Annotated in this window: 19 protein-coding genes; 2 read left to right on the top strand and 17 right to left on the bottom strand. The window is 29.4% G+C overall.

Going from position 1 to position 20,774, the window contains the following annotated elements; translation table 11 throughout:
- Positions 1 to 22: 22 nt before the first annotated feature.
- The 10 genes from Q0V24_RS09795 to Q0V24_RS09750 form a co-directional block, all read right to left on the bottom strand.
- Complete coding sequence (locus Q0V24_RS09795; protein WP_297520939.1) at positions 23 to 382, bottom strand: ATP synthase subunit I; 360 nt, start codon at positions 380 to 382, stop codon at positions 23 to 25.
- 576 nt (positions 383 to 958) lie between these two features.
- Positions 959 to 2,137, bottom strand: coding sequence for an acetyl-CoA C-acetyltransferase (locus Q0V24_RS09790; protein WP_297520937.1), 1,179 nt, complete (start codon positions 2,135 to 2,137; stop codon positions 959 to 961).
- A 179-nt stretch (positions 2,138 to 2,316) separates the two neighbouring features.
- Positions 2,317 to 3,471 (bottom strand): non-hydrolyzing UDP-N-acetylglucosamine 2-epimerase, encoded by a 1,155-nt coding sequence (gene wecB / locus Q0V24_RS09785; RefSeq protein ID WP_297520936.1) that lies wholly within the window; start codon positions 3,469 to 3,471, stop codon positions 2,317 to 2,319.
- Between the two features lie 85 nt (positions 3,472 to 3,556).
- Entirely contained in the window at positions 3,557 to 4,186 is a 630-nt protein-coding gene (gene upp / locus Q0V24_RS09780; RefSeq protein ID WP_297520934.1) for a uracil phosphoribosyltransferase, read from the bottom strand.
- Between the two features lie 27 nt (positions 4,187 to 4,213).
- Positions 4,214 to 4,663 (bottom strand): ribose 5-phosphate isomerase B, encoded by a 450-nt coding sequence (gene rpiB, locus Q0V24_RS09775; protein ID WP_297520932.1) that lies wholly within the window; start codon positions 4,661 to 4,663, stop codon positions 4,214 to 4,216.
- A 100-nt stretch (positions 4,664 to 4,763) separates the two neighbouring features.
- Positions 4,764 to 5,816 (bottom strand): L-threonylcarbamoyladenylate synthase, encoded by a 1,053-nt coding sequence (locus Q0V24_RS09770; protein ID WP_297520930.1) that lies wholly within the window; start codon positions 5,814 to 5,816, stop codon positions 4,764 to 4,766.
- Positions 5,817 to 5,845: 29 nt separating this feature from the next.
- Positions 5,846 to 6,433, bottom strand: coding sequence for a hypothetical protein (locus tag Q0V24_RS09765; protein ID WP_297520929.1), 588 nt, complete (start codon positions 6,431 to 6,433; stop codon positions 5,846 to 5,848).
- A gap of 63 nt (positions 6,434 to 6,496) precedes the next feature.
- Complete coding sequence (gene prfA / locus Q0V24_RS09760; RefSeq protein ID WP_297520927.1) at positions 6,497 to 7,579, bottom strand: peptide chain release factor 1; 1,083 nt, start codon at positions 7,577 to 7,579, stop codon at positions 6,497 to 6,499.
- 68 nt (positions 7,580 to 7,647) lie between these two features.
- Positions 7,648 to 9,399 (bottom strand): peptide chain release factor N(5)-glutamine methyltransferase, encoded by a 1,752-nt coding sequence (gene prmC, locus Q0V24_RS09755; protein WP_297520925.1) that lies wholly within the window; start codon positions 9,397 to 9,399, stop codon positions 7,648 to 7,650.
- A gap of 30 nt (positions 9,400 to 9,429) precedes the next feature.
- Complete coding sequence (locus Q0V24_RS09750; RefSeq protein WP_297520923.1) at positions 9,430 to 10,011, bottom strand: thymidine kinase; 582 nt, start codon at positions 10,009 to 10,011, stop codon at positions 9,430 to 9,432.
- A gap of 172 nt (positions 10,012 to 10,183) precedes the next feature.
- Here Q0V24_RS09750 and rpmE point away from each other — a divergent pair, with 172 nt between their 5' ends.
- Positions 10,184 to 10,390: a 50S ribosomal protein L31 gene (gene rpmE / locus Q0V24_RS09745; protein WP_297520921.1), complete on the top strand. Its 207-nt coding sequence runs from the start codon at positions 10,184 to 10,186 to the stop codon at positions 10,388 to 10,390.
- A 138-nt stretch (positions 10,391 to 10,528) separates the two neighbouring features.
- Positions 10,529 to 11,626, top strand: a complete 1,098-nt coding sequence (locus Q0V24_RS09740) for a glycosyltransferase (protein ID WP_297520919.1) — start codon at positions 10,529 to 10,531, stop codon at positions 11,624 to 11,626.
- A 28-nt stretch (positions 11,627 to 11,654) separates the two neighbouring features.
- Here the strand turns inward: Q0V24_RS09740 and rho are convergent, their stop codons facing one another.
- The 7 genes from rho to Q0V24_RS09705 form a co-directional block, all read right to left on the bottom strand.
- The gene (rho, locus tag Q0V24_RS09735) at positions 11,655 to 13,223 is read right to left on the bottom strand and encodes a transcription termination factor Rho (RefSeq protein WP_297520917.1); all 1,569 of its coding nucleotides are present in this window, start codon (positions 13,221 to 13,223) and stop codon (positions 11,655 to 11,657) included.
- A gap of 198 nt (positions 13,224 to 13,421) precedes the next feature.
- A complete protein-coding gene (locus Q0V24_RS09730) occupies positions 13,422 to 13,838 on the bottom strand; it encodes a DUF1934 domain-containing protein (RefSeq protein WP_297520915.1) in 417 nt (138 codons plus the stop codon).
- Positions 13,839 to 13,879: 41 nt separating this feature from the next.
- A complete protein-coding gene (spoIIR, locus tag Q0V24_RS09725) occupies positions 13,880 to 14,500 on the bottom strand; it encodes a stage II sporulation protein R (RefSeq protein ID WP_297520913.1) in 621 nt (206 codons plus the stop codon).
- 75 nt (positions 14,501 to 14,575) lie between these two features.
- A complete protein-coding gene (gene ispE, locus Q0V24_RS09720) occupies positions 14,576 to 15,427 on the bottom strand; it encodes a 4-(cytidine 5'-diphospho)-2-C-methyl-D-erythritol kinase (RefSeq protein ID WP_297520911.1) in 852 nt (283 codons plus the stop codon).
- 116 nt (positions 15,428 to 15,543) lie between these two features.
- Positions 15,544 to 18,156, bottom strand: a complete 2,613-nt coding sequence (gene cphA / locus Q0V24_RS09715; protein WP_297520909.1) for a cyanophycin synthetase — start codon at positions 18,154 to 18,156, stop codon at positions 15,544 to 15,546.
- Between the two features lie 4 nt (positions 18,157 to 18,160).
- Positions 18,161 to 18,976: a cyanophycinase gene (locus tag Q0V24_RS09710; protein WP_297520907.1), complete on the bottom strand. Its 816-nt coding sequence runs from the start codon at positions 18,974 to 18,976 to the stop codon at positions 18,161 to 18,163.
- Between the two features lie 110 nt (positions 18,977 to 19,086).
- Complete coding sequence (locus Q0V24_RS09705) at positions 19,087 to 20,649, bottom strand: SPOCS domain-containing protein (RefSeq protein ID WP_297520905.1); 1,563 nt, start codon at positions 20,647 to 20,649, stop codon at positions 19,087 to 19,089.
- Positions 20,650 to 20,774 lie beyond the last annotated feature (125 nt).

The following is a 20,774-nucleotide window of genomic DNA, read 5'->3' as shown; positions in this document are numbered from 1 at the left end:
ATATTTATAATGTAATACAACTCTAGACTTGCTTTGGTTTTTTTAAAGCATATCTAAAAATTGCTACTTGATGAAAAATGAACCCTATTAAATACATTATAAGGTCTATGTAATTAGCTCTAAATAAAATTGCAACACCTAATATAAGTGACATTCTTACTAGAAAGCTTATTGGGATAAAAACCTTGGCATTCTTACCTTTGAAGCATCTATTAATAACATAAGAATTAATTATAAAATTAATAATTGCTGTGGTAGTTCCCACTAAAAATGCTATTGCAAATGAAAACTTTACAAAGATAAGCATAAGAGCCACAAGAAAAGCTAATATTATGTTTGTCCTAGTTACAGTTAAAATCATATCTTTATTCCTCTTGTCCACATCTTACCTCCTTGCCTAATCATTATCCTTAAGTTATTATATGTTGAAAATCAACTTTTTAAAAACCTATGTAAACCTTATATTTTTGAATATTTATCAATTAAACGAACTTAGATTGCTAATCTGATAATATTACTCCCTTTTATTCATTATTCCTTAATATATTGTTCAAAAAGATTTTACAACACTTCTAACTTGCAATTATCAGAATATTCTGATTTATTTTTATTTCAACATATGTACTAGCTATGCTTTAATTTCCTTTTCAATACTACATATGCAATTTCTTTAACATTTTAACATTTAAAATGTATTTTAATAAATTATTTACTACCTTGTTTTTTTTGGTTTTTTTTGTATATATTAAAATATGCATGTTTTTTTCTTTATAGCTTCATTTTTTTCTGCTTTTTTTTACTCTTTTTTTAACTTTTAGTCTTTTTTTTGTTATTTTTATTAAATAAAGTAGCTTTTTTTTTAATTTCTTTCAGTTTTTTAGTCTTTTTTTTAAAATATTTATAAAAAAAGAAGCTCACTTTAAAAGTGAACTTCTTCTATATCTTATATTATTAACTTTTATCTACCTAATATTAATGCAGTTCCCATTCCACCACCAATACAAAGTGTAGCAAGGCCAGTTTTTGCATCTCTTCTTTGCATTTCGTGTAATAATGTAACAAGAATTCTTGTTCCTGAAGCCCCTACTGGGTGTCCAATTGCAATAGCTCCACCATTTACATTAACTTTTTCCATATCAAACTCTAAATCTTTAGCTACTGCTAAACTTTGAGCAGCAAAAGCTTCATTTGCTTCTATTAAATCTAAATCTCCAACTGATAACCCTGTATTTTCAAGAGCTTTTTTAGTTGCAGCAAATGGTCCATATCCCATTATTGATGGATCAAGTCCTTTTGAACCATATGATAAAATTTTAGCCATTGGCTTTAATCCTAACTCTTCAGCTTTTTCAGCACTCATTACAACCACTGCGGCAGCCCCATCATTAATTCCTGAAGCATTACCGGCTGTTACTGTCCCATCTTTTTTGAAAGCTGGTCTTAACTTTCCAAGTGATGCAGTTGTTGACCCAAATCTTGGGAATTCATCTGTATCAAATATAACAGGTTCTCCTCTTCTTTGAGGAATTACAACTGGAACTATCTCATCTTTAAATTTACCAGCTTTAATTGCTTCTTCAGCTTTATTTTGTGATTTAGCTGCAAATTCATCTTGCATTTCTCTTGTTAACTCCCATTTCTCTGCTATATTTTCAGCAGTAATTCCCATATGATAACCTTCAAAAGCATCTGTTAAGGCATCATTTACCATTGTATCTATCATTTTACCATCACCCATTCTTTGACCATATCTAGCTGTTTTTAATACATAAGGTCCTTGTGACATGTTCTCCATACCACCAGCTACTATAATATCTGCATCACCAGCTTTTATCATTTGAGCTGCAAGTGAAACAGTTCTAAGTCCTGATCCGCAAACTTTATTTATTGTCATTGCAGGAACTTCTACTGGAAGACCAGCCTTTACAGCTGCTTGTCTAGCTATATTTTGTCCAAGACCAGCTTGTACAACATTTCCCATTAATACTTCATCAATTTTTTCTGGTGCAATACCAGCTCTATTTACAGCTTCTTTAATTACTAAAGCTCCTAAATCAGCAGCAGAAATATCTTTTAAACTCCCACCAAAAGTACCTAACGCAGTTCTTACTGCACTTACTATTACTACATCTCTCATTTAAGTTCTCCTCCTAAATCCTAATACCTTTATTTAACTTTATATTGAATATTTACAATATAATTCCATTATAACCATATAATTTCTTATATTCAAGTTATTTGTTAAAAAATATACAATCTTTTTCTTGAATTTTCTCAAAAAAAAAGCACCTCTATTGAGGTACTTTTTACTAATACTTATTTACTTATAAACTCTTCTACTTCTTTATCATTTTTTCCAAAATATTTAAGAATTGCATCAACTATTCTCTCTGATGCCTTTCCATCGCCATATGGATTTACAGCTTTACTCATTTTTGCATAGTAAGCCTCATCATTTAATAAATCATTTGCTTCTTTTAAAATCATATCCTTATTAGTTCCAACAAGTTTAACTGTACCAGCTTCAACTGCTTCTGGTCTCTCTGTAACTCCTCTTAAAACTAACACTGGTTTTCCAAGGTGTGGGGCCTCTTCTTGAAGTCCACCTGAATCTGTCATGACCATAAAGCATTTATTCATTAAATTATGAGTTTCTTTTGTATCAAGTGGTGATAATAAGTGAACTCTATCTTTTCCACCAAGTTTTGCATGAACAACATCTTTAACAACTGGATTTAAATGAACAAGATATACAAGTTCTACATCTTCATTGTTATCAACTATTTGAGCAAGTGAATCACATATATTATCAATTCCCTCTCCCCAGTTTTCTCTTCTATGTGCTGTTACCATAATAACTTTTTTATTTTCAAAATCTATTCTGTTAAGTTCCTCTGTATCAAATACATAATTTTCTTCAACTGTATGAGCCATAGCATCTATAACTGTATTTCCTGTTATGTATATATCTGATTTTTTAATTCCCTCATTTAGTAAATTTGCACTTGAACCAACTGTAGGTGCAAAGTGTAAATCCGCTAAAGCCCCTGTAAGTTTTCTATTCATCTCTTCTGGGAATGGAAAATATTTATCAAATGTTCTAAGCCCAGCTTCAACATGACCAACTTTAATTTGTTTATAGAAGGCTGCAAGCCCACTTGAAAATGTTGTTGTTGTATCTCCATGAACAAGAATCATATCTGGTTTTTCATTTTCAAAAAGTTCTTCAAGTCCTTCTAAAATTCTATTTGTTATTCCTGTAAGTGATTGTCTTGTTTTCATTATATCTAAATCAAAATCAGGTGTTATTTCAAATAATTCTAAAACTTGATCAAGCATTTCTCTATGTTGTGCTGTTACACAAACTTTAGCTTCTATCGCTTCTCTTCTCTCTAATTCTTTCACAAGTGGAGCCATTTTTATAGCTTCTGGTCTTGTTCCAAATATAGTTAATATTTTAATCTTTTCCATTAAAATCCCCTCCTATTTATACCTGTATAGCAAACAATGGAGTTTTTTCAAACTCCACTGAATATAACTTTAATTTTATTATAAACTATTTTGTTCCAAATAATCTGTCCCCAGCATCTCCAAGACCTGGAACTATATAACCCTGCTCATTTAACATCTCATCAATAGCACCAACATAGATATCTACATCTGGGTGAGCTTCCATTACCATTTTAATACCTTCTGGTGAAGAAATTAGACACATAAGTCTGATATTTTTAGCACCTTTTTTCTTTAATAATCCAATAGCATCTGCTGCTGAACCACCAGTTGCAAGCATAGGGTCTACAACTATTACATCTCTCTCATTTATATCTTGAGGTAATTTACAGAAATATTCTACTGGCTGTAAAGTCTCTTCATCTCTGTATAATCCTATATGTCCAACTTTTGCTGCTGGTATTAATTTAAGCATACCATCAACCATTCCAAGTCCAGCTCTAAGAATTGGAACTATCGCCATTTTCTTACCTGCTAAGACTTTTTGCTTTGTTACACATACTGGAGTTTCTATTTCAACTTCTTTCATTTGTAGTTCTCTAGTAACTTCATATGCCATAAGCATTGAAACTTCTTCTACAAGTTCTCTAAAATCTTTTGCACCTGTATTTTTATCTCTTATTATTGTTAATTTGTGTAATATTAATGGGTGTGCTATCTCTGTTACCTTACTCATTTTTTTAATCTCCTTTTAATCTGCTTCTTATTTTGAATATTTTTCTTCTATAGCCGAAATTTTACCGATTCTGTTCTCGTGTCTTCCACCTTCATATTCATTTGCAATGAAAGTATCAACTATATCTAGTGCAAGACCTGCACCAACTACTCTTTGTCCTAATGCTAATATGTTTGCATTATTATGTTGTCTTGTAGCTTTTGCACTAAATGTATCTCCACATAAAGCTGCTCTTATTCCTGGAACTTTGTTTGCTGCAATTGATATTCCTATCCCTGTCCCACAAACTAATATTCCAAAATCAAAATCTTTTGCTGCAACTGCCTCTGCAACTTTTATTGATATATCTGGGTAATCACATGATTCTTCACTATATGTACCAAAATCTTTACACTCGATTCCTTTTGACTCTAAATGTGCTAAAACCTCAGTTTTTAATAAAAATCCACCATGATCACAACCTACTGCTATCTTCATGTAAAATCCCTCCTAAGTTTTTAAAAATATATAAAAAAAAGAAGAGTAAAATTAAATTTACCTTCTTCAATTTTGCATAAACTAAGCTCTAAAAGCTGTCCTACACATCTATTATATCAAATCCACAGGATTTTTTTAATCTATTCATAATAGCTATGCCAAGACCCTTTTCTTCAAATGATTCACTAAGTATAATATCTATACCTATATCATCAAAACTTCTAAGAGCTTCAAAAAGTGACTTTGCTATTTCACGTGGTTCACTTCTTTTTCCAAGGCTGATGACAAAAGCTCCTTCATAGAGGTCTTTTGTTTCCTCAGTTGCCATAACGCCAACTTTTAAATCTTCATCCTTGTAATTATGCACCATTTCCCTAATTTTTTCAAGCATTTTATCTTTTTTACCCCTAATAACTCTAACTTTTGCATTTGGAGCATAGTGTTTATATTTCATCCCTGGTGCTTTAGGTTTTAAATCTCCCATAGCTTTTTCCTCTAAAAGAGCTTTATCAATATAAATTGACTCATCTATTTCTCTAAGATCTTCTAGAGTTATGCCACCTGGTCTAAGTATACATGGCGGTGTTACTGTTAAATCTAAAATAGTTGATTCAACACCAACAAAACTTCTATCTCCACCTAAGATATAATTTGCTTTTCCATCTAAATCTTGAATACATCTATTCATATCAGTAGGACTTGGTCTTCCTGATATATTGGCTGATGGTGCTGCTATTGGTTTTCCTGAACGTCTAATAAGTTCAAGTGCAATTTCATCACTTGGCATTCTAAGTCCTATACTATCAAGATTTGCTGATGTTCTATTTGGTATTATATCTTTTTTCTTAAATATTAAAGTTAAAGGACCTGGCCAAAATTTCTCCATAAGTTCACCTGCGATATTGGGTATTTCGATTGCATACTGCGAAATATCTTTTGATGCTACATGAACTATTAAAGGGTTATCCTGTGGTCTACCTTTTGCTTTAAATATTTTTAAAACAGCATCTGAATCTAAAGCATTTGCACCAAGACCATAAACTGTTTCTGTTGGAAATGCTACAATACCACCATTTTTTATAATATTTGCAGCTTCATCTAAATATTTAGAATCTTTTATTATATCTTCTATATATGCTTTTTTAGTTTCCACTTTAACCACCTCTTTTTTCTTATAGTTTATTAAACTTCTCTTTGTGACCTTGATATTTTTATATTTTCTATAGTATCTGCTGTGAATGTTGCTGTCACAGAATTTCTGTATATTGCATCAAGCATTACATATTTTTGATATCCACCATTTTTTATAACAAGGTAAAAATAATTTTTATCTGGATTTATTTTTTTAAGTTTTTTATATTCTTTCCCTGCCATAGGATATTTATTTAAAAAACTTCTTCCTACAAGTCTAAGCTGTCTATTTCCAATTCTAGTAGTTGTAACAATTACAATATCAATATCACCATTTTTATTTGCTGTATGTATTAATTTAATTTTATCACAAGATATTCTTCTATATGATTTAAATATTCCTTGTTTTAACCTTAATAAATTATTCTCACAAGTATAACTAAGTGATATTCTATCCTTCATAACAACCATACATAATACAATTGCAATCTCAAGTATCACTAAAAAGGTATTTGCTATACCTTTATTCATACCTAACCCAAAAACAACTATTGGCAAAAGAATAAGCATAAAAATCATAACAATATTAAATCTTTTGTATCCTGCTTTTTGTTTTTTTAAAGCTTTGTCTATATACATTTGCCTCTCCTTTGATGTTACCTAAAAATAAAGCCCTACATTTTCATGTAAGGCTTCAAAATTTTACAACTCGCTATTATTACCCATGTTTTGCATTTTCTGAGCTTGATCCTCTGTAATAAGAGCATTAAGTATTTCATCAATATCCCCATTTAAGAATGAATCTAATTTATAAAGAGTTAATTTTATTCTATGGTCAGTAACTCTTCCTTGTGGATAGTTATAAGTTCTTATCTTCTCACTTCTATCTCCAGATCCAACCTGACTCTTTCTATCTTCTGCTATTTCATTATGTCTTTCTCTCTCAGCAATATCAAATAATCTAGCTTTTAATACTTTAAGAGCTTTTGCCTTATTTTTAAGCTGTGATTTTTCATCTTGACATGAAACAACAAGTCCACTAGGTAAGTGAGTCATTCTAACAGCTGAATCAGTTGTATTTACACACTGTCCACCGTTTCCTGAAGCTCTAAATACATCAATCTTAAGATCTTTATCTTCAACAATAATCTCAACATCATCTACTTCTGGTAAAACTGCAACTGTAGCTGCTGATGTATGTATTCTTCCTGAACTTTCTGTATCTGGAACCCTTTGAACTCTGTGAACTCCACTTTCATATTTAAGTTTTGAGTAAGCCCCATCACCTTTAATCATGAATACTATTTCTTTAAATCCACCAATATCATTTTCATTTACACTGATAATTTCTGGGCTCCATCTGTTAACCTCAGCATATTTTGTGTACATTCTGAATAAATTACCAGCAAATAATGCTGCTTCATCTCCACCTGCACCAGCTCTAATTTCAACAAATACGTTTCTATCATCATTAGGATCCTTTGGAAGAAGTAATATTTGCATATCTTTTTCTAATTCTACTTGTTTTTCTGATAGTTCTTTAATTTCAGCATGCACCATTTCTCTCATTTCTTGATCTGATTCTTCTGCTAAAATTTCTTTACTTCCAGCTAGTTCTTCTAAAGTATCTCTATACTCTCTATATTTGTTTACTATTGTTTCTAAGTCTGAGTGTTCCTTACAAAGCTTTCTCCATTCATTTTGGTTAGCCATAATTGATGGATCACTTATTTTAACTGACAATTCATCATATTTAGTTTCGATAAAATTTAATCTATCAAGCATTTTTTATCACTCCGTACTGTAAATTTTTAATTTTTTATATTTTTTTATTATAACATAAATTTCTTATATTATTCAATAATTAAATTCCCAATAACAACCCTATTAAGACCCGCTAAATCTTTAATTATTCTCACATTTTCAAAATTACTATTTTCCATAAGTAATTTTACCTCTTCACCTTGGTCATACCCTATTTCAAAAGCTAAAATCTTTTTACCTTTTAAATAAATCGAACTTTCTTCTATAATTTTTCTATAAAATACAAGTCCATCCTCACCACCTGATAAAGCTAAATGTGGTTCATAATTTTTAACATCGTCCATTAAAGTTTCTATAACTTCCTCTCTTATATAGGGAGGGTTTGAGACTATTATATCATACCCTTTATTAGATGCATTAGCAAATAAATCACTATGAATAAACTTTGTTCTTCCCTCTAATTCTTGATTTTCTATATTAAGTCTTGTAACTTCTTCTGGTATAGAATCAATATCTAAAAGATCTACTTTTGTATTTATTCTATACTGAGCTATTGAAATTCCAATTGCACCACTACCACAGCAAAGATCACATATATCTAACTCTTCATATTTTTCTATATATTTTAAAACTTCTTCAACTAATACCTCTGTATCTGGTCTTGGAATTAAAACTCCATCTTTAACTATAAATTCTATTCCCATAAATTCTACATTTCCAAGAATATAATTTATAGGGTATTTATTTTTTCTTTTCTCTACTAATGCACAGAATTCTTCTTCTTTTTCCATTCCAATTCTCTCAAAAGCATTTGTCATAAGCCAAAGCTTATTTTCTTTTAAAACATAGCACATTAAAAGCTGTGCATCTAATATATAGCTATCAATCCCTGCTGTCTTAAATATTTGATTTGCTTCATTTAATAATTCTCTTATTGTTTTTTCCACTTTTAATCCCTCTGCTTTTTTTAATGCTAAAATTGCCACTTCGATTTGGCTCTCATCTGGTTCTTTAGTTGTTAGTAACTGTAGTTTTAAACCTGGCCATGCAATAATTTTTGAAATTATACTATTTGACTTTGTTGTATACTCTACAAGTTCATAAGATATTCCTGCTACTATTGGAATTATAGAAATCTTTAATAGAATTCTAATTATAATAGAATTCCATCCTAAAAAAATATATATAATGCTACAATTTATAAGCATCATAAAAAGTAAATTTGTCCCACATCTTAAATGAAACCTTTTTTCTTTCTTCACATTCTCTATATTTAATTCATGTCCCTTTTCATAACAAAATATACTCTTATGTTCTGCACCATGATAGGCAAACATTGTAGATATTTCTTCACTCTTACCTATTGTGTACATGTATAATAACAAAATAGATATTGTTGCAATACCCTCTAGCACTCCAAGTATAATATTATTACCAATATAATCTTTAAAAAAATAAATAATTACACTAGGTAAAATCATAAAAGCAAACATTGCTATAAATGATGCTAGACCCATGACTAAGTTTCTACTAATATTAGATTTTGTAGTATTAAGTATCTTTTGTAATGGGTCTAGTATATCTTTTGATAAAATATCACTAACTATATCTTCTGATAAATCAAAACCCTTTATACCTGATTTAACCGCATCAAGAATAATAAGAATACCTCTAAAAAAAGGCAAAGACCTAAGACCTGTTTCTTTCTGATTTCTATATCGTCTTTCAAATCTTAAGTCTATACTATTATTCTCCATTCTAATTGCAGTCGCTATTCCTTTTTTACCATTCATCATCACACCATCTAATAAACCTTGTCCCCCAACTCGGCAATCATCCATGATTCTCTCAATACCCCCTAAATATTAAAATTAATCTTCTTTATGTTTAAAATAACACTCTCCACATAATGATTGGTACTCAATATTATCTACTGAATCAATAGCTACCTGTGCACCTTCAAATATATACTTTCCATTTAACTTCCTACCATTTAATATAGCCTTATTTCCACAAGTACAAATAGTTTTCATCTCTTCTATACTATGTGCAATAAGTAATAATCTTTCACTACCTTCAAATCCATTGATTAAGAAATCTGTTCTAAGTCCATAACAAATAACAGGTATGTTATTTTCAATAGCAACTTGGAATAGTTCATCTATATGATGTTTCTTTAAAAACTGGACCTCATCTACTATAATACAATGTGGTTTATTCATTTTTATAGGCTCTGCTAATTTTAATAAAAGGTTATCCTCATCTGAAATTAACATATCAACATTTCTATCTACACCAAGTCTTGAAACAATTTTATCTCCACCTTTTTTATCAGTTGCTGGTTTAAGTAAAAGGACATTCATCCCTCTTTCCTCATAATTATGTGCAACCTGCATAAGATGTGTTGATTTCCCTGAATTCATAGCGCCATATCTAAAATATAATTTACTCATTTTATATAACTCTCCCTCTCTTAAAACAGATATTTTTTTCTTTTTACTGCTTAAATTATAACCTAAATCTACATACTTTTAAACTATTGACGATTTGTTTTCCGCATGCTATACTTTACAGTAGTTGTGTCTTTAGGACACATATTAAATAGAGATTAAAGAGGTGAAAATCATGAGAGAAGGCATACATCCAGAGTACCACGCTAACGCGGTAGTTAAGTGTGCATGTGGAAACACATTCGAAACAGGATCAGTTAAAGAAGAATTAAAAGTTGATATATGTGCTAAATGCCACCCATTCTACACAGGTAAACAAAAACTTGTTGACATTGGTGGAAGAGTTGATAAATTCAACAAAAGATTTAACCTTAACAAATAATATTTTAAATATTATTACAAAATGGGAAAGACAATGTCTTTCCCCTTTTTTTTAACAAAAATTTAAAAAAATATTTTATAGACAACTTCTTATATGATATTATATTAGTTGAATATTAAAATTAAGAGAGTGAATTTTATGCGAAAAATTTTAATCTTGACTACAGCTACTGGAGAAGGTCATAATCAAGCAGCTAAGTCATTAAAGGAAATTCTTAAAAATAAATATGATGAAGTTGAAATATTCGATTTTTTAGAAAAAACTAAACCAGTTAATGACTTTATAGTCGGTGGATATGAATTATCAGCTAAAGTATTCCCTTATTTTTATGGCTTTTTCTATAAAATAAGTGATTTTAAATCTGTAAATAGATTTATTGAAGTCTTTTTAAAAAAGCCAACAGATAAAACTTTAGAATATATAAATGAGTTTAAACCTGATGCAATTGCTTGCACTCATCCTCTAGCTGTTTCTATTCTTGGAAATTTAGTTAGAAATGAACTTATAAAAGTACCCACTATATCTGTTATAACTGACTTTAAACCTCACTATACTTATTATAGTGCTAAAATTGATGCTTACATAACAGGAAGTTCTTTTACTAAATCTGAATTATTAAAATTTGGAGTTATTGCTAATAGAATTTATCCCGTAGGGATTCCTGTCGGACAAAACTTCTACAATCATTATGAAAAACCCTATACTAATAAAAATCATTTCAATATTTTAGTTATGGGGGGTAGCATGGGTCTATCTGGTATATCTAAAGTTTTGAAAGAACTTGTTGATAACAAGAATAATTTAAAACTAACAGTAGTTTGTGGTAAAAATGAGCCACTAAAAACTTCTTTAGTTGATGAATATAAAGATTATAAAAATATAACTATTTTAGGTTTTACTGATAAAGTTTCAAGTCTTATGGATCAGATGGACCTAATTATAACAAAACCTGGTGGCCTTACAACTACTGAATCTATCCATAAGGCTCTGCCTATGATAATTCCATTTGTAATCCCAGGGCAAGAAACAGACAACTCTAAATTGCTAGTTAAAGAAAATGCTGCAATTAGGGTTACAGATTTATCTACTATGAATTTTGTAATAGATTCTTTAATAGAAAATCCAGAAAAACTTTTAAATTTAAAAGTAAATATGCAAAGATTATCTGAAAATTATTCTATTGATGATACGATAAATATCTTTGAGAATTTATGTTTAAAAAATCCCCAATGTTGACTTATTAAAAGTAACTTGGGGATTTTTATTATCTATTTGTATTTTGAGGTTGATTAGGGCTTAAACTAACTTTTCTATACATTTCTATAAACTCATTATTATTTTTAGTTTTTGATAATAATGCTATTAATTTCTCTGTTACTCTCTCTGCATTACTCTCATACATATTTTTTCTTATTGAATAAGCTATATCTCTCTCATCATCAGTTAAAAGAAGATTTTCTTTTCTTGTACCCGATTTATATATATCAATGGCTGGGAATATCCTTCTTTCTTGAAGTTTTCTATCAAGATGAACTTCCATATTACCAGTTCCTTTAAATTCTTCGAATATCATATCATCCATTCTACTACCAGTATCTACAAGAGCCGTTGCAAGTATTGTTAAACTTCCACCCTCTTCTATATTTCTAGCTGCTCCAAAGAATTTTTTTGGCATAATTAAAGCTCCTGGATCAAGACCTCCTGATAATGTTCTACCCGTAGGAGTTACTGTAAGATTGTATGCTCTAGCAAGTCTTGTTAAAGAGTCCATAAGTATAACAACATCTTTACCATGTTCTACAAGCCTTTTTGCTCTTTCTAGAACCATTCTTGCTACCTTAGCATGATTTTGTGGTTCTTCATCAAATGTTGAGTATATAACCTCTCCATTTATGCTTCTTTGCATATCTGTAACTTCCTCTGGTCTTTCATCAACTAAAAGAACTATCAAAGTTATATCCGGATTATTTTTTGTTATATTCTGTGCTACTCTTTTAAGCATAGTAGTTTTACCAGCCTTTGGCGGTGCAACTATTATTCCTCTTTGACCTTTACCTATTGGGCATATTAAATCCATAAGTCTTGAACTTAAATCTCCACTAAATCCTGTCTCAAGTCTTAATCTTTCATTTGGATATATAGGTGTTAATGTTTCAAATTTCTTTCTTCTAAGTGCCATCTCTGGTCTTTCATCATTAATTTTTTCAACATATAAAAGGGCTCTAAATTTCTCTCCATCTTTAGCCTCTCTTACTTTACCTACAACTTCATCACCAGTTCTAAGGTTAAATCTTCTTATTTGAGATGGTGAAACATATATATCACCTTCTCCTGTTAAATAATTATGACATCTTAAGAATCCAAAGTTATTAGTTTCTAACATCTCTAATATACCTTTTGCACTACTTGATGTACTTACCATAGACTTAAATTGCTCTTTTTTCTCTACATTATCTTCTTCTCTTTGACTAGAATCATTATTAGAGTATCTATTTGTTGTATTATTATTGTTACTTGTATTATTAGAGTTGTTACTGCCTGCATTATTATTTGTATTGCTACTTGTATTATTATTATTCATATTATTAGAAATAGTATTTACATCACTTCTTGTATCAATTTCTGCTATTTTTCTAGGAGATATTTTTTCTCTTAAAACAACACCATTCTTTTCTACTTCATTTGCTGAATCACCAATATTCGCAACTTCTGATTTTTCTTCTTTAATTGCTTCTATTAATTCACTTTTTTTCTTTTTTGATATATTCTTTATCCCTAGTTCTTTCGCTATCTCTTTAAGCTCAACTAGAGTCATTTTCTCGTAAGTCTGCATTTAGCAAACACCTCCTAATTATTAAACAATATTATTATTGGGGAATATAAAGATGTGATATAAGAATTTTATGTATTCTAAAAATCATTTGAAATATTAATCTAATTATAATACTTATTATCTCAAATAAACAAGTTATTTATTTAAAAGCTAAATTGCATAGTTTTCCTAAAAAATTAAGTTATATAACATCAAATGTTATATAACTTTTATTTTAAGATTTAAACTTGTATGTATAGGACTTTCACTTGATGCTAGTAAATCATAATCTATTTTAACTGTCCCACCTGTTTCTGTTATATCAATATCTAAAACTTTTGTGTTTGTTGTAAGTTCTAACACTCCATAAGGTGTATTATAAAGACAGATATTACTTCCGTTATTCTCAAATAACATCACTGTTTCTGTAGTACCTTTTCTCTCAAGAGTAACTTTCCCACTTTCTATAGTAACTGATGTAGTTGTACCTTCCATTCCAGAAATTTCACTTTCTTCATAAGTAGCCTTAAAACTATCCTCTGTAATTGAAAATATACCTGGTGTTACAACTTCAACAACCTGTTCCTCATCGTTCATCTGCATGCTTGATATAGATATTATTGCTTTTTTCTCCATAATTTCTCCTCTAAGTATCTTAATATTTTTAGAATAACAATTTATTTAAATAAATCTGCTAATTTAAATCTAAATTCTATTTTACTATCTTCTTCATCTGTTATCAAACTATATTCCTCTTGTGTCAAAACTTCTGAAAGTTCTTTTTCACTTTTTTCATAACTTATCTGACCTTTTGTCATATCTATAAAACATAATGGAGGAAACATTACACACCACCAATTTTCTCCTTTTGCCTCACCAATAAGAACTCTAAATGCTTCATATTCACCTTGTGGAAGTGTAATATTCCCATAAGTTTTAACTGGAAAATTCGTCATTTCAAGCTCTACATCAACACTATAATCATACCCTTCTTTTTTTATAAGATTTTCCGCAAGTTCTATAACTTCATCCTTTAGCCCTAACAAAATCTTCCTTGACTGTTCTATACTTTTTGAATTTTCTAAGCTTGGACTAACAAAATTTATAACCTCATCTCTAACTTTTAACTTTAAATCTTGATCCTCTTTTGAATCACTATTAGCTAAAACATGGAATCTAATCACCTTTTCTTTTATACTTTCTATACTACCAGCTGCTTGTACACTATTGTTTTTTATTCCTATAAATAACCCTATTAATATAATAAATCCTATAATACCTATAATTGTTTTTTTCATAATAAAAACACCCCCTGATAGCTATATCATAGCCAGGAAGTGTTCTTTTTATACATTTGATTTAATTTTTTTTAATTATATAGTTCTTGTTATAAATACATCAAAGTTTCCATAAACTTCTTTCATTCTATCATAAGCCTTTTGAGCTACTAACATATCCTCAAAAAATGCAAAGACAGTAGGTCCACTACCACTCATCATAGTTCCTATGGCCCCAGTAGTTCTAAGTTCATCTTTTATTTCTCTAATAACTCTATGCTTTTTAACAGTTACATTCTCTAGAACATTTCTCATTCTAGTTGAAACACCATATAAATCTTCTTTAGCCATACATTTTATTAGACCCTCTATATCTGCATGTTTATGTATTTTAGTTATATCTAAATCACCATAAACATCTTTTGTAGAAACACCAAAACTTGGCTTAACAATAACTATAATTTTATCTTTGAAAGGTTTTATCTTTTTAATTTTTTCTCCAATACCTTCACAAAGTGCTGTTCCACCTTCTATACAGTAAGGAACATCTGCTCCTATTTTAATTGCTAATTTTTCAAGTTCAGTCTTACTTACTCCTTGATTAAATACTTTATTCATTAAAAATAAAACTGTTGCTGCATCTGCACTTCCCCCAGCCATTCCTGCTGAGACAGGTATATTCTTTTTTATGTGAATATCAACACCATCTTTTATTTTATAAGTATCCATAAATAACTTTGCTGCTTTATAGGCTAAATTTTTTTCATCTGTTGGAAGATAGTATTTATCAGTCGTTAAATTTATTTTCTTCTCTTTATTCTTATTAAGTTCTATTTCATCGTATATATCGACTGTTTGCATTATCATTTTTAATAAGTGATAACCATCTTCTCTTTTACCTATAGCGTCTAGAGCAATATTAATTTTTGCATATGCCTTTCTTCTCATACTTACTCAACCTTCCTCATAACGTTAACTTTTATTAAACCTATTATAATATTTAATTCCATAAACATAAAGAGAATTTAAAAAAAGAGATAGAATTTCTTCTATCTCTTTCCTTCTTAAGCCCTAACCTCATGGGTTTTGCTTAAAGTATTTAATTTTTTTAAAACTTTTTTATAATCCTCATAAAATACTATAATAGTATCTCCAGCATCACTATTATTAAAAGCTGTTTCTAATGCATCTGCTTCGTCTAGTATTACAAAAGTGTTTTCTAAATTTTTTCTTACACTTTTAATTCCATCTACTAAAATCTCAGCAACTTCATTAATATCTCTATTTCTTCTATCTATATCTTCTTTTACATATATTTTAGCAAAATTTTTGGCTGATATTTTTCCTATAGTTTTAATATTACTATTACTCCTATCTCCTGGAACTCCTATTATTGCCGAAACATTTTTTCTACCCATTGCCTCAAGCGATTCTACTATGGCCTTGTATCCACTAATATTATGTCCATAATCAAAAATAATTTCTCTACCATCTACATTATAAATATTAAATCTTCCTGAATTAAAAATTTCATCACTTTTAAATTTTAAAAATCCTTTTGAAATTATCACATAATCCATTCCAATTCCAACTAAAGCTCCACATGCTGCAAGTGCATTATATATATTATGTTTTAACATACCATTCATAGTAAGAGGCATATATCTATAATCGCATATTTTATATTCTTTTCCTTTATTTTGAACTACTATAAACTCTTCATTTTTATAAATAACTGGAACTCCCTCTTTTATATTATTCTGAATAAATTTATTCTTCTTATTCATTGAATAAATAATTGCTTTAACTCCATACTTACTAGCACGTTCAATCATAAACTTACAATATTTATCATCACCATTAATAACTGCATAACCATCCTTTTTAATAGCTTCAACTACTAAAGATTTTGTAAATGCTAACTCATCAACAGTGTTAATTCCATCTATGCCTAAATGATCATCACTAATATTTGTTATAACGCCAATATCTGCAAGTTCATAGGCTAAACCTTGTTTAACTATTCCACCTCTAGCCGTTTCAAGTACTGCATAATCAACATCTCTATTTAAAAGTACTGATTTAGCACTTTCTGCCCCGGTATCATCACCAACATGAATAAATTCATTTCCAATAACAACTCCATCAGTTGAAGTCATACCAACATTGTATCCCATAAGTGAAATTACATATGATATTAATCTTGTAGTAGTTGTCTTACCGTTAGTTCCTGTTATAGAAATTATCGGTATGTTAGATATCCCTGTGGGATACATTGTACTTAAAATAGCATCTGATACATTTCTTTGCTCTCCATTCACCGGTATTTCATGCATTCTTATTCCTGGTGCTGCATTCGCCTCAATAATTATCCCATAATCATTGAGTGACTTTGCTATATTATTAGTTGATATATCTAAGCCACAAATATCAAGTCCTAGTGCTTTAGCAGCTCTTTCACAAATTTTTATATTTTCTTCACTTATTAAATTTGTACAATCTTCTGCAAAACCACCTGTTGATAAATTAGCATTTTCTCTTAAGCAAAGTTTTTCATCTTTTTTAAGAATAGAATTAATATCAAGTTTATGTTTTTTAAGATTATTATCAAGTTCTTCATCTAACTTAATCTTAGTCAATGGCCTTTCATGTCCATTCCCTCTACGAGTATCTTTATTTAGCTCAAGTATTAAATCCTTTATTGAGTTAATGCCATCACCAACTACTTGTGGAGGTACTCTGTGCGCTACTGCAACTACTTTATAATCTATAATACAAACCCTATAATCTCGACCCTCAACATATTCTTCTAAAATTATATCTTTTGTTTTTTCAATTAAACTAGAGAAAGCTTTTACAAGTTCAACCTCAGTCTTTATATTTACACACACACCAGCCCCTTTACTTCCAAACTGTGGTTTTAAAACTACTGGATATCCTATTTTTTGTGCTGATTTTAAAAGTTCAATAGTATTCCGAACCTTACATCCATTTGCAACTGGTATACTATTCATTGATAATACTTTTTTAGTTAAATACTTATCACAGCATATATCAACTGCAATTGCGCTTGTATTTGCTCCTATCGTTGCTGAGAATACTCTTCCTTTTTTTCCATAACCAATTTGATACACACCTTCCCCAATCTCCATAACAGGCATATTACTTCTTTTTGCACTATTATATATAGCCTTTGTTGATGGTCCCATCATTTCTTTTACAAGAATTTTCTCTATAAGCTCAATTCTTTTATCTATATCTATATTTACTTTATTTATTAAAGAATTTATTATATCAACAGCTAAATTTATTGAAGCAAGTGCTGTTTTTTTATGTTTATATTCAAATATCAAATAATAAAAATCTTCTTTTATCTCTCTTGCTTTTCCATAAGCAACATTAATTCCTAATCTATTTTGCAAAGCTATAATCATATGCTCACAAATATGAGCCAAATAAGTTCCTTCTTTAAGTCTTGTATAAAAACCATGATCTTCATCAATTCCACATCTATGATCTTTTAATTCTGGTAAAATTCCAACTAACTTTTCTGTAAATCCTTCTATATGGTTACTAGGTATCTCACAATATCCTTCAAGATCAACATCAACTCTAATTATTTTTCTGTGTGAATATATGTTTTTTCCCTCAAAAACTTTTTGACTTTTTATCTTCATTTCTCTAAATTTCCTCCTCAAAAGGTACCTTTTTTAATAAATCATATTTTTTCCCTGGTGTTAAAACATGTAACTTTACATTGTACATACTTAAAAGTTCCTTATATTCTTGTTCTGAAACATTGCTATAAGTTATATTTCTTCCATCAACTATATAAATTGCACCAGAACCTATAACCTCTAGCATATTTTCACTATTTATGATTATTGCCGTATCTTCATCTATTCCAATTCCTAAATTTTCTGGATTTTGAGCAACCATAGCTAAAAGCCTACCAATTCGTCCTCTTTGAGCAAAATGTTGGTCAATTATAATATCTTTTATAAGTCCAAGTCCTTTAGACATATTTACATAGCACTTACTTGGTGACTTATCATCCTCACCTTGTACAACCATAGTTTCACTAACAACAGATGCACCTGCTGATGTTCCAACATATATACATCCATTATTAAACTGATTTTTAAGTTCATAATAAAGTGGTGTTCCTCCTAAAATGCTTGTTATTCTAAGTTGGTCTCCACCTGTAAAAAATATTAATTTTGCTCTTTTAACAAGTTCTATTTTTTTTTCATCTAAACATTCATTTCTGCTATTCACATAAAGCTCTTCTAAATTACTTAAACCTAATGATTTAAATATTTTTTTGTATTCCTTTATAGCTTCATTTGGACACTCACTTGCTACCGTGGCTATAAGCAAAAGCTCATCTGAATTAATTTGTTCTGAAACATACTTTAATATCTTCTTTTTTCCATTCTTATCCTCTGCGCCTCCAATTATTATAAATCTACATTTGTTGTCTATTTTTTTTCGCATAAAATTCACCTCATAAAACACGCATCTTTTATTTTTGCCAACTTTTATTTTTTTATGCAAAAAACACCTAAAATAATTTATTTTAGGTGTTTAAATCTTCTTTTTTAAATTTAGATTGTAGCTCTTCCTGGAATTATTAACTTTGTTCCAATTTCAAGAATATCGCACAAATCAATTCCATTAGCACTTGCTATAGCATCCATTGTTGTATTATACTTCTTAGCAAGTTTCCAAATAGTATCTCCACATTCAACAACATAAATAGTTACTGAAGCTTTCTTTTTAGGAGCCTCTGACTCTTCACATTCTTCTATTGTATTGATATATTCTTTTTCTTCTTTATATGATGCTTTTGCAATAAATGAGACAATGCCCTTTACAGCTATTGTTCCTGCTTCAATTGCTGTAGTTAAACTTTCTAATGTTCCTTTAACTACTACATCCATATCCTCTGTTAACCCTGCAATTTCTATAGCTCCTGTGAATGGTAAATCTATTTCTTTACTTCCATAGCATTTATCTTCATTTGCAGATTTGTAAAGACAATTAACTTTAAGAGTACCATCAATATTAACACATCCACTAATTACTTCTGTCTCAATAGACACTATTTCACCCTTTGAACTTATTACTAAAATCGGTTCATCATCTTCAAGTTTAACATTATCTTTTGCAATAGCTTCTGTGCAACCCTCACCATATCTAATACTAAAAATTGATTTTTCTTTAATCAAATTTAACTCTTTCTCTGGAGAATATGCATCTTCTATAACTTCAATTTCTTCAGATTTTAAAACTTTAAGATTTGATTTAACATCAAAAGAAATATTAATAATTCTTTCCTCACCTAAATCATCTTGTCCTACTGCATAATCAGCATTGACAATATTAAAATCAAAATCGCAATTATAATCTGCTGATACACCAATTACCTCTTCTTCATCTGATATAAATATATCATCCTCTAAAAGGCATAGTTCTTTTGACTCTTCTGATTTATATACTACGTTTACTTTTGCATAGCAAGAATATAAAACTCTATCATCATAAAGCTTAACGTCCTTTTTATGTAATAAGTAATCAAACTTAACTACTTTATCAATCTGACTTTTATCCATACTAACTTTTAATTCTGAGCTATAAGATATATTTTTTGTAGTTCCATAAATAGATTTATCTACAGTTTCTACTTTTTTTATTGTTTGTATATCAGCTCTATTTTCTACACTTTGAACAAATTCAAACTCTTCATTTTTATAAACATCAGCTTTTGATCTAAAATAAGCCTCTACATTTATTTTTCTTTCATTGATAAGACTTGCATTAATATGTTCTAGTTCACACTCCACATTGCAAAACATTCCTTGCTCTGCTCCTAATATGTCTATGAAGTTTGATAACTTACTTTTATAAACTACATTATTTACGCCTTTTCCTTCTTCCTCATCTGATAAATAAATTATGCTATATTTAATATCAGCCTCTACTAATACCTTTCCATCTACGACTTCTGCTTTTGTAATTTTTTTATCAACATCAACTGATAAAATATCACTTACATCTGGAAGCGTATCAGAAATAAGATATTCTTCTCTTATGATATCATCGTTTGAATTCTCTCCAACTTGTATCTGAAGTTCTACATTTTCTTTTATAAGATCTAAATTAGCCATATTGTACCTCCTATATTCTACCTACTATAATATATAAAACTTAAGCTATTTTAATTCCACTTTTTTGAAATTTTTTAAAGAATATATTTAATTTTTAAAGGCTAATTGTTCTTTTCTAATTTCTT

The sequence above is a fragment of the uncultured Clostridium sp. genome (assembly GCF_947039605.1).
Taxonomy (GTDB): domain Bacteria; phylum Bacillota; class Clostridia; order Clostridiales; family Clostridiaceae; genus Sarcina.
Note: the sequence above shows the minus strand (reverse complement) of the source record. Positions and strands in the feature narration are given on the sequence as shown.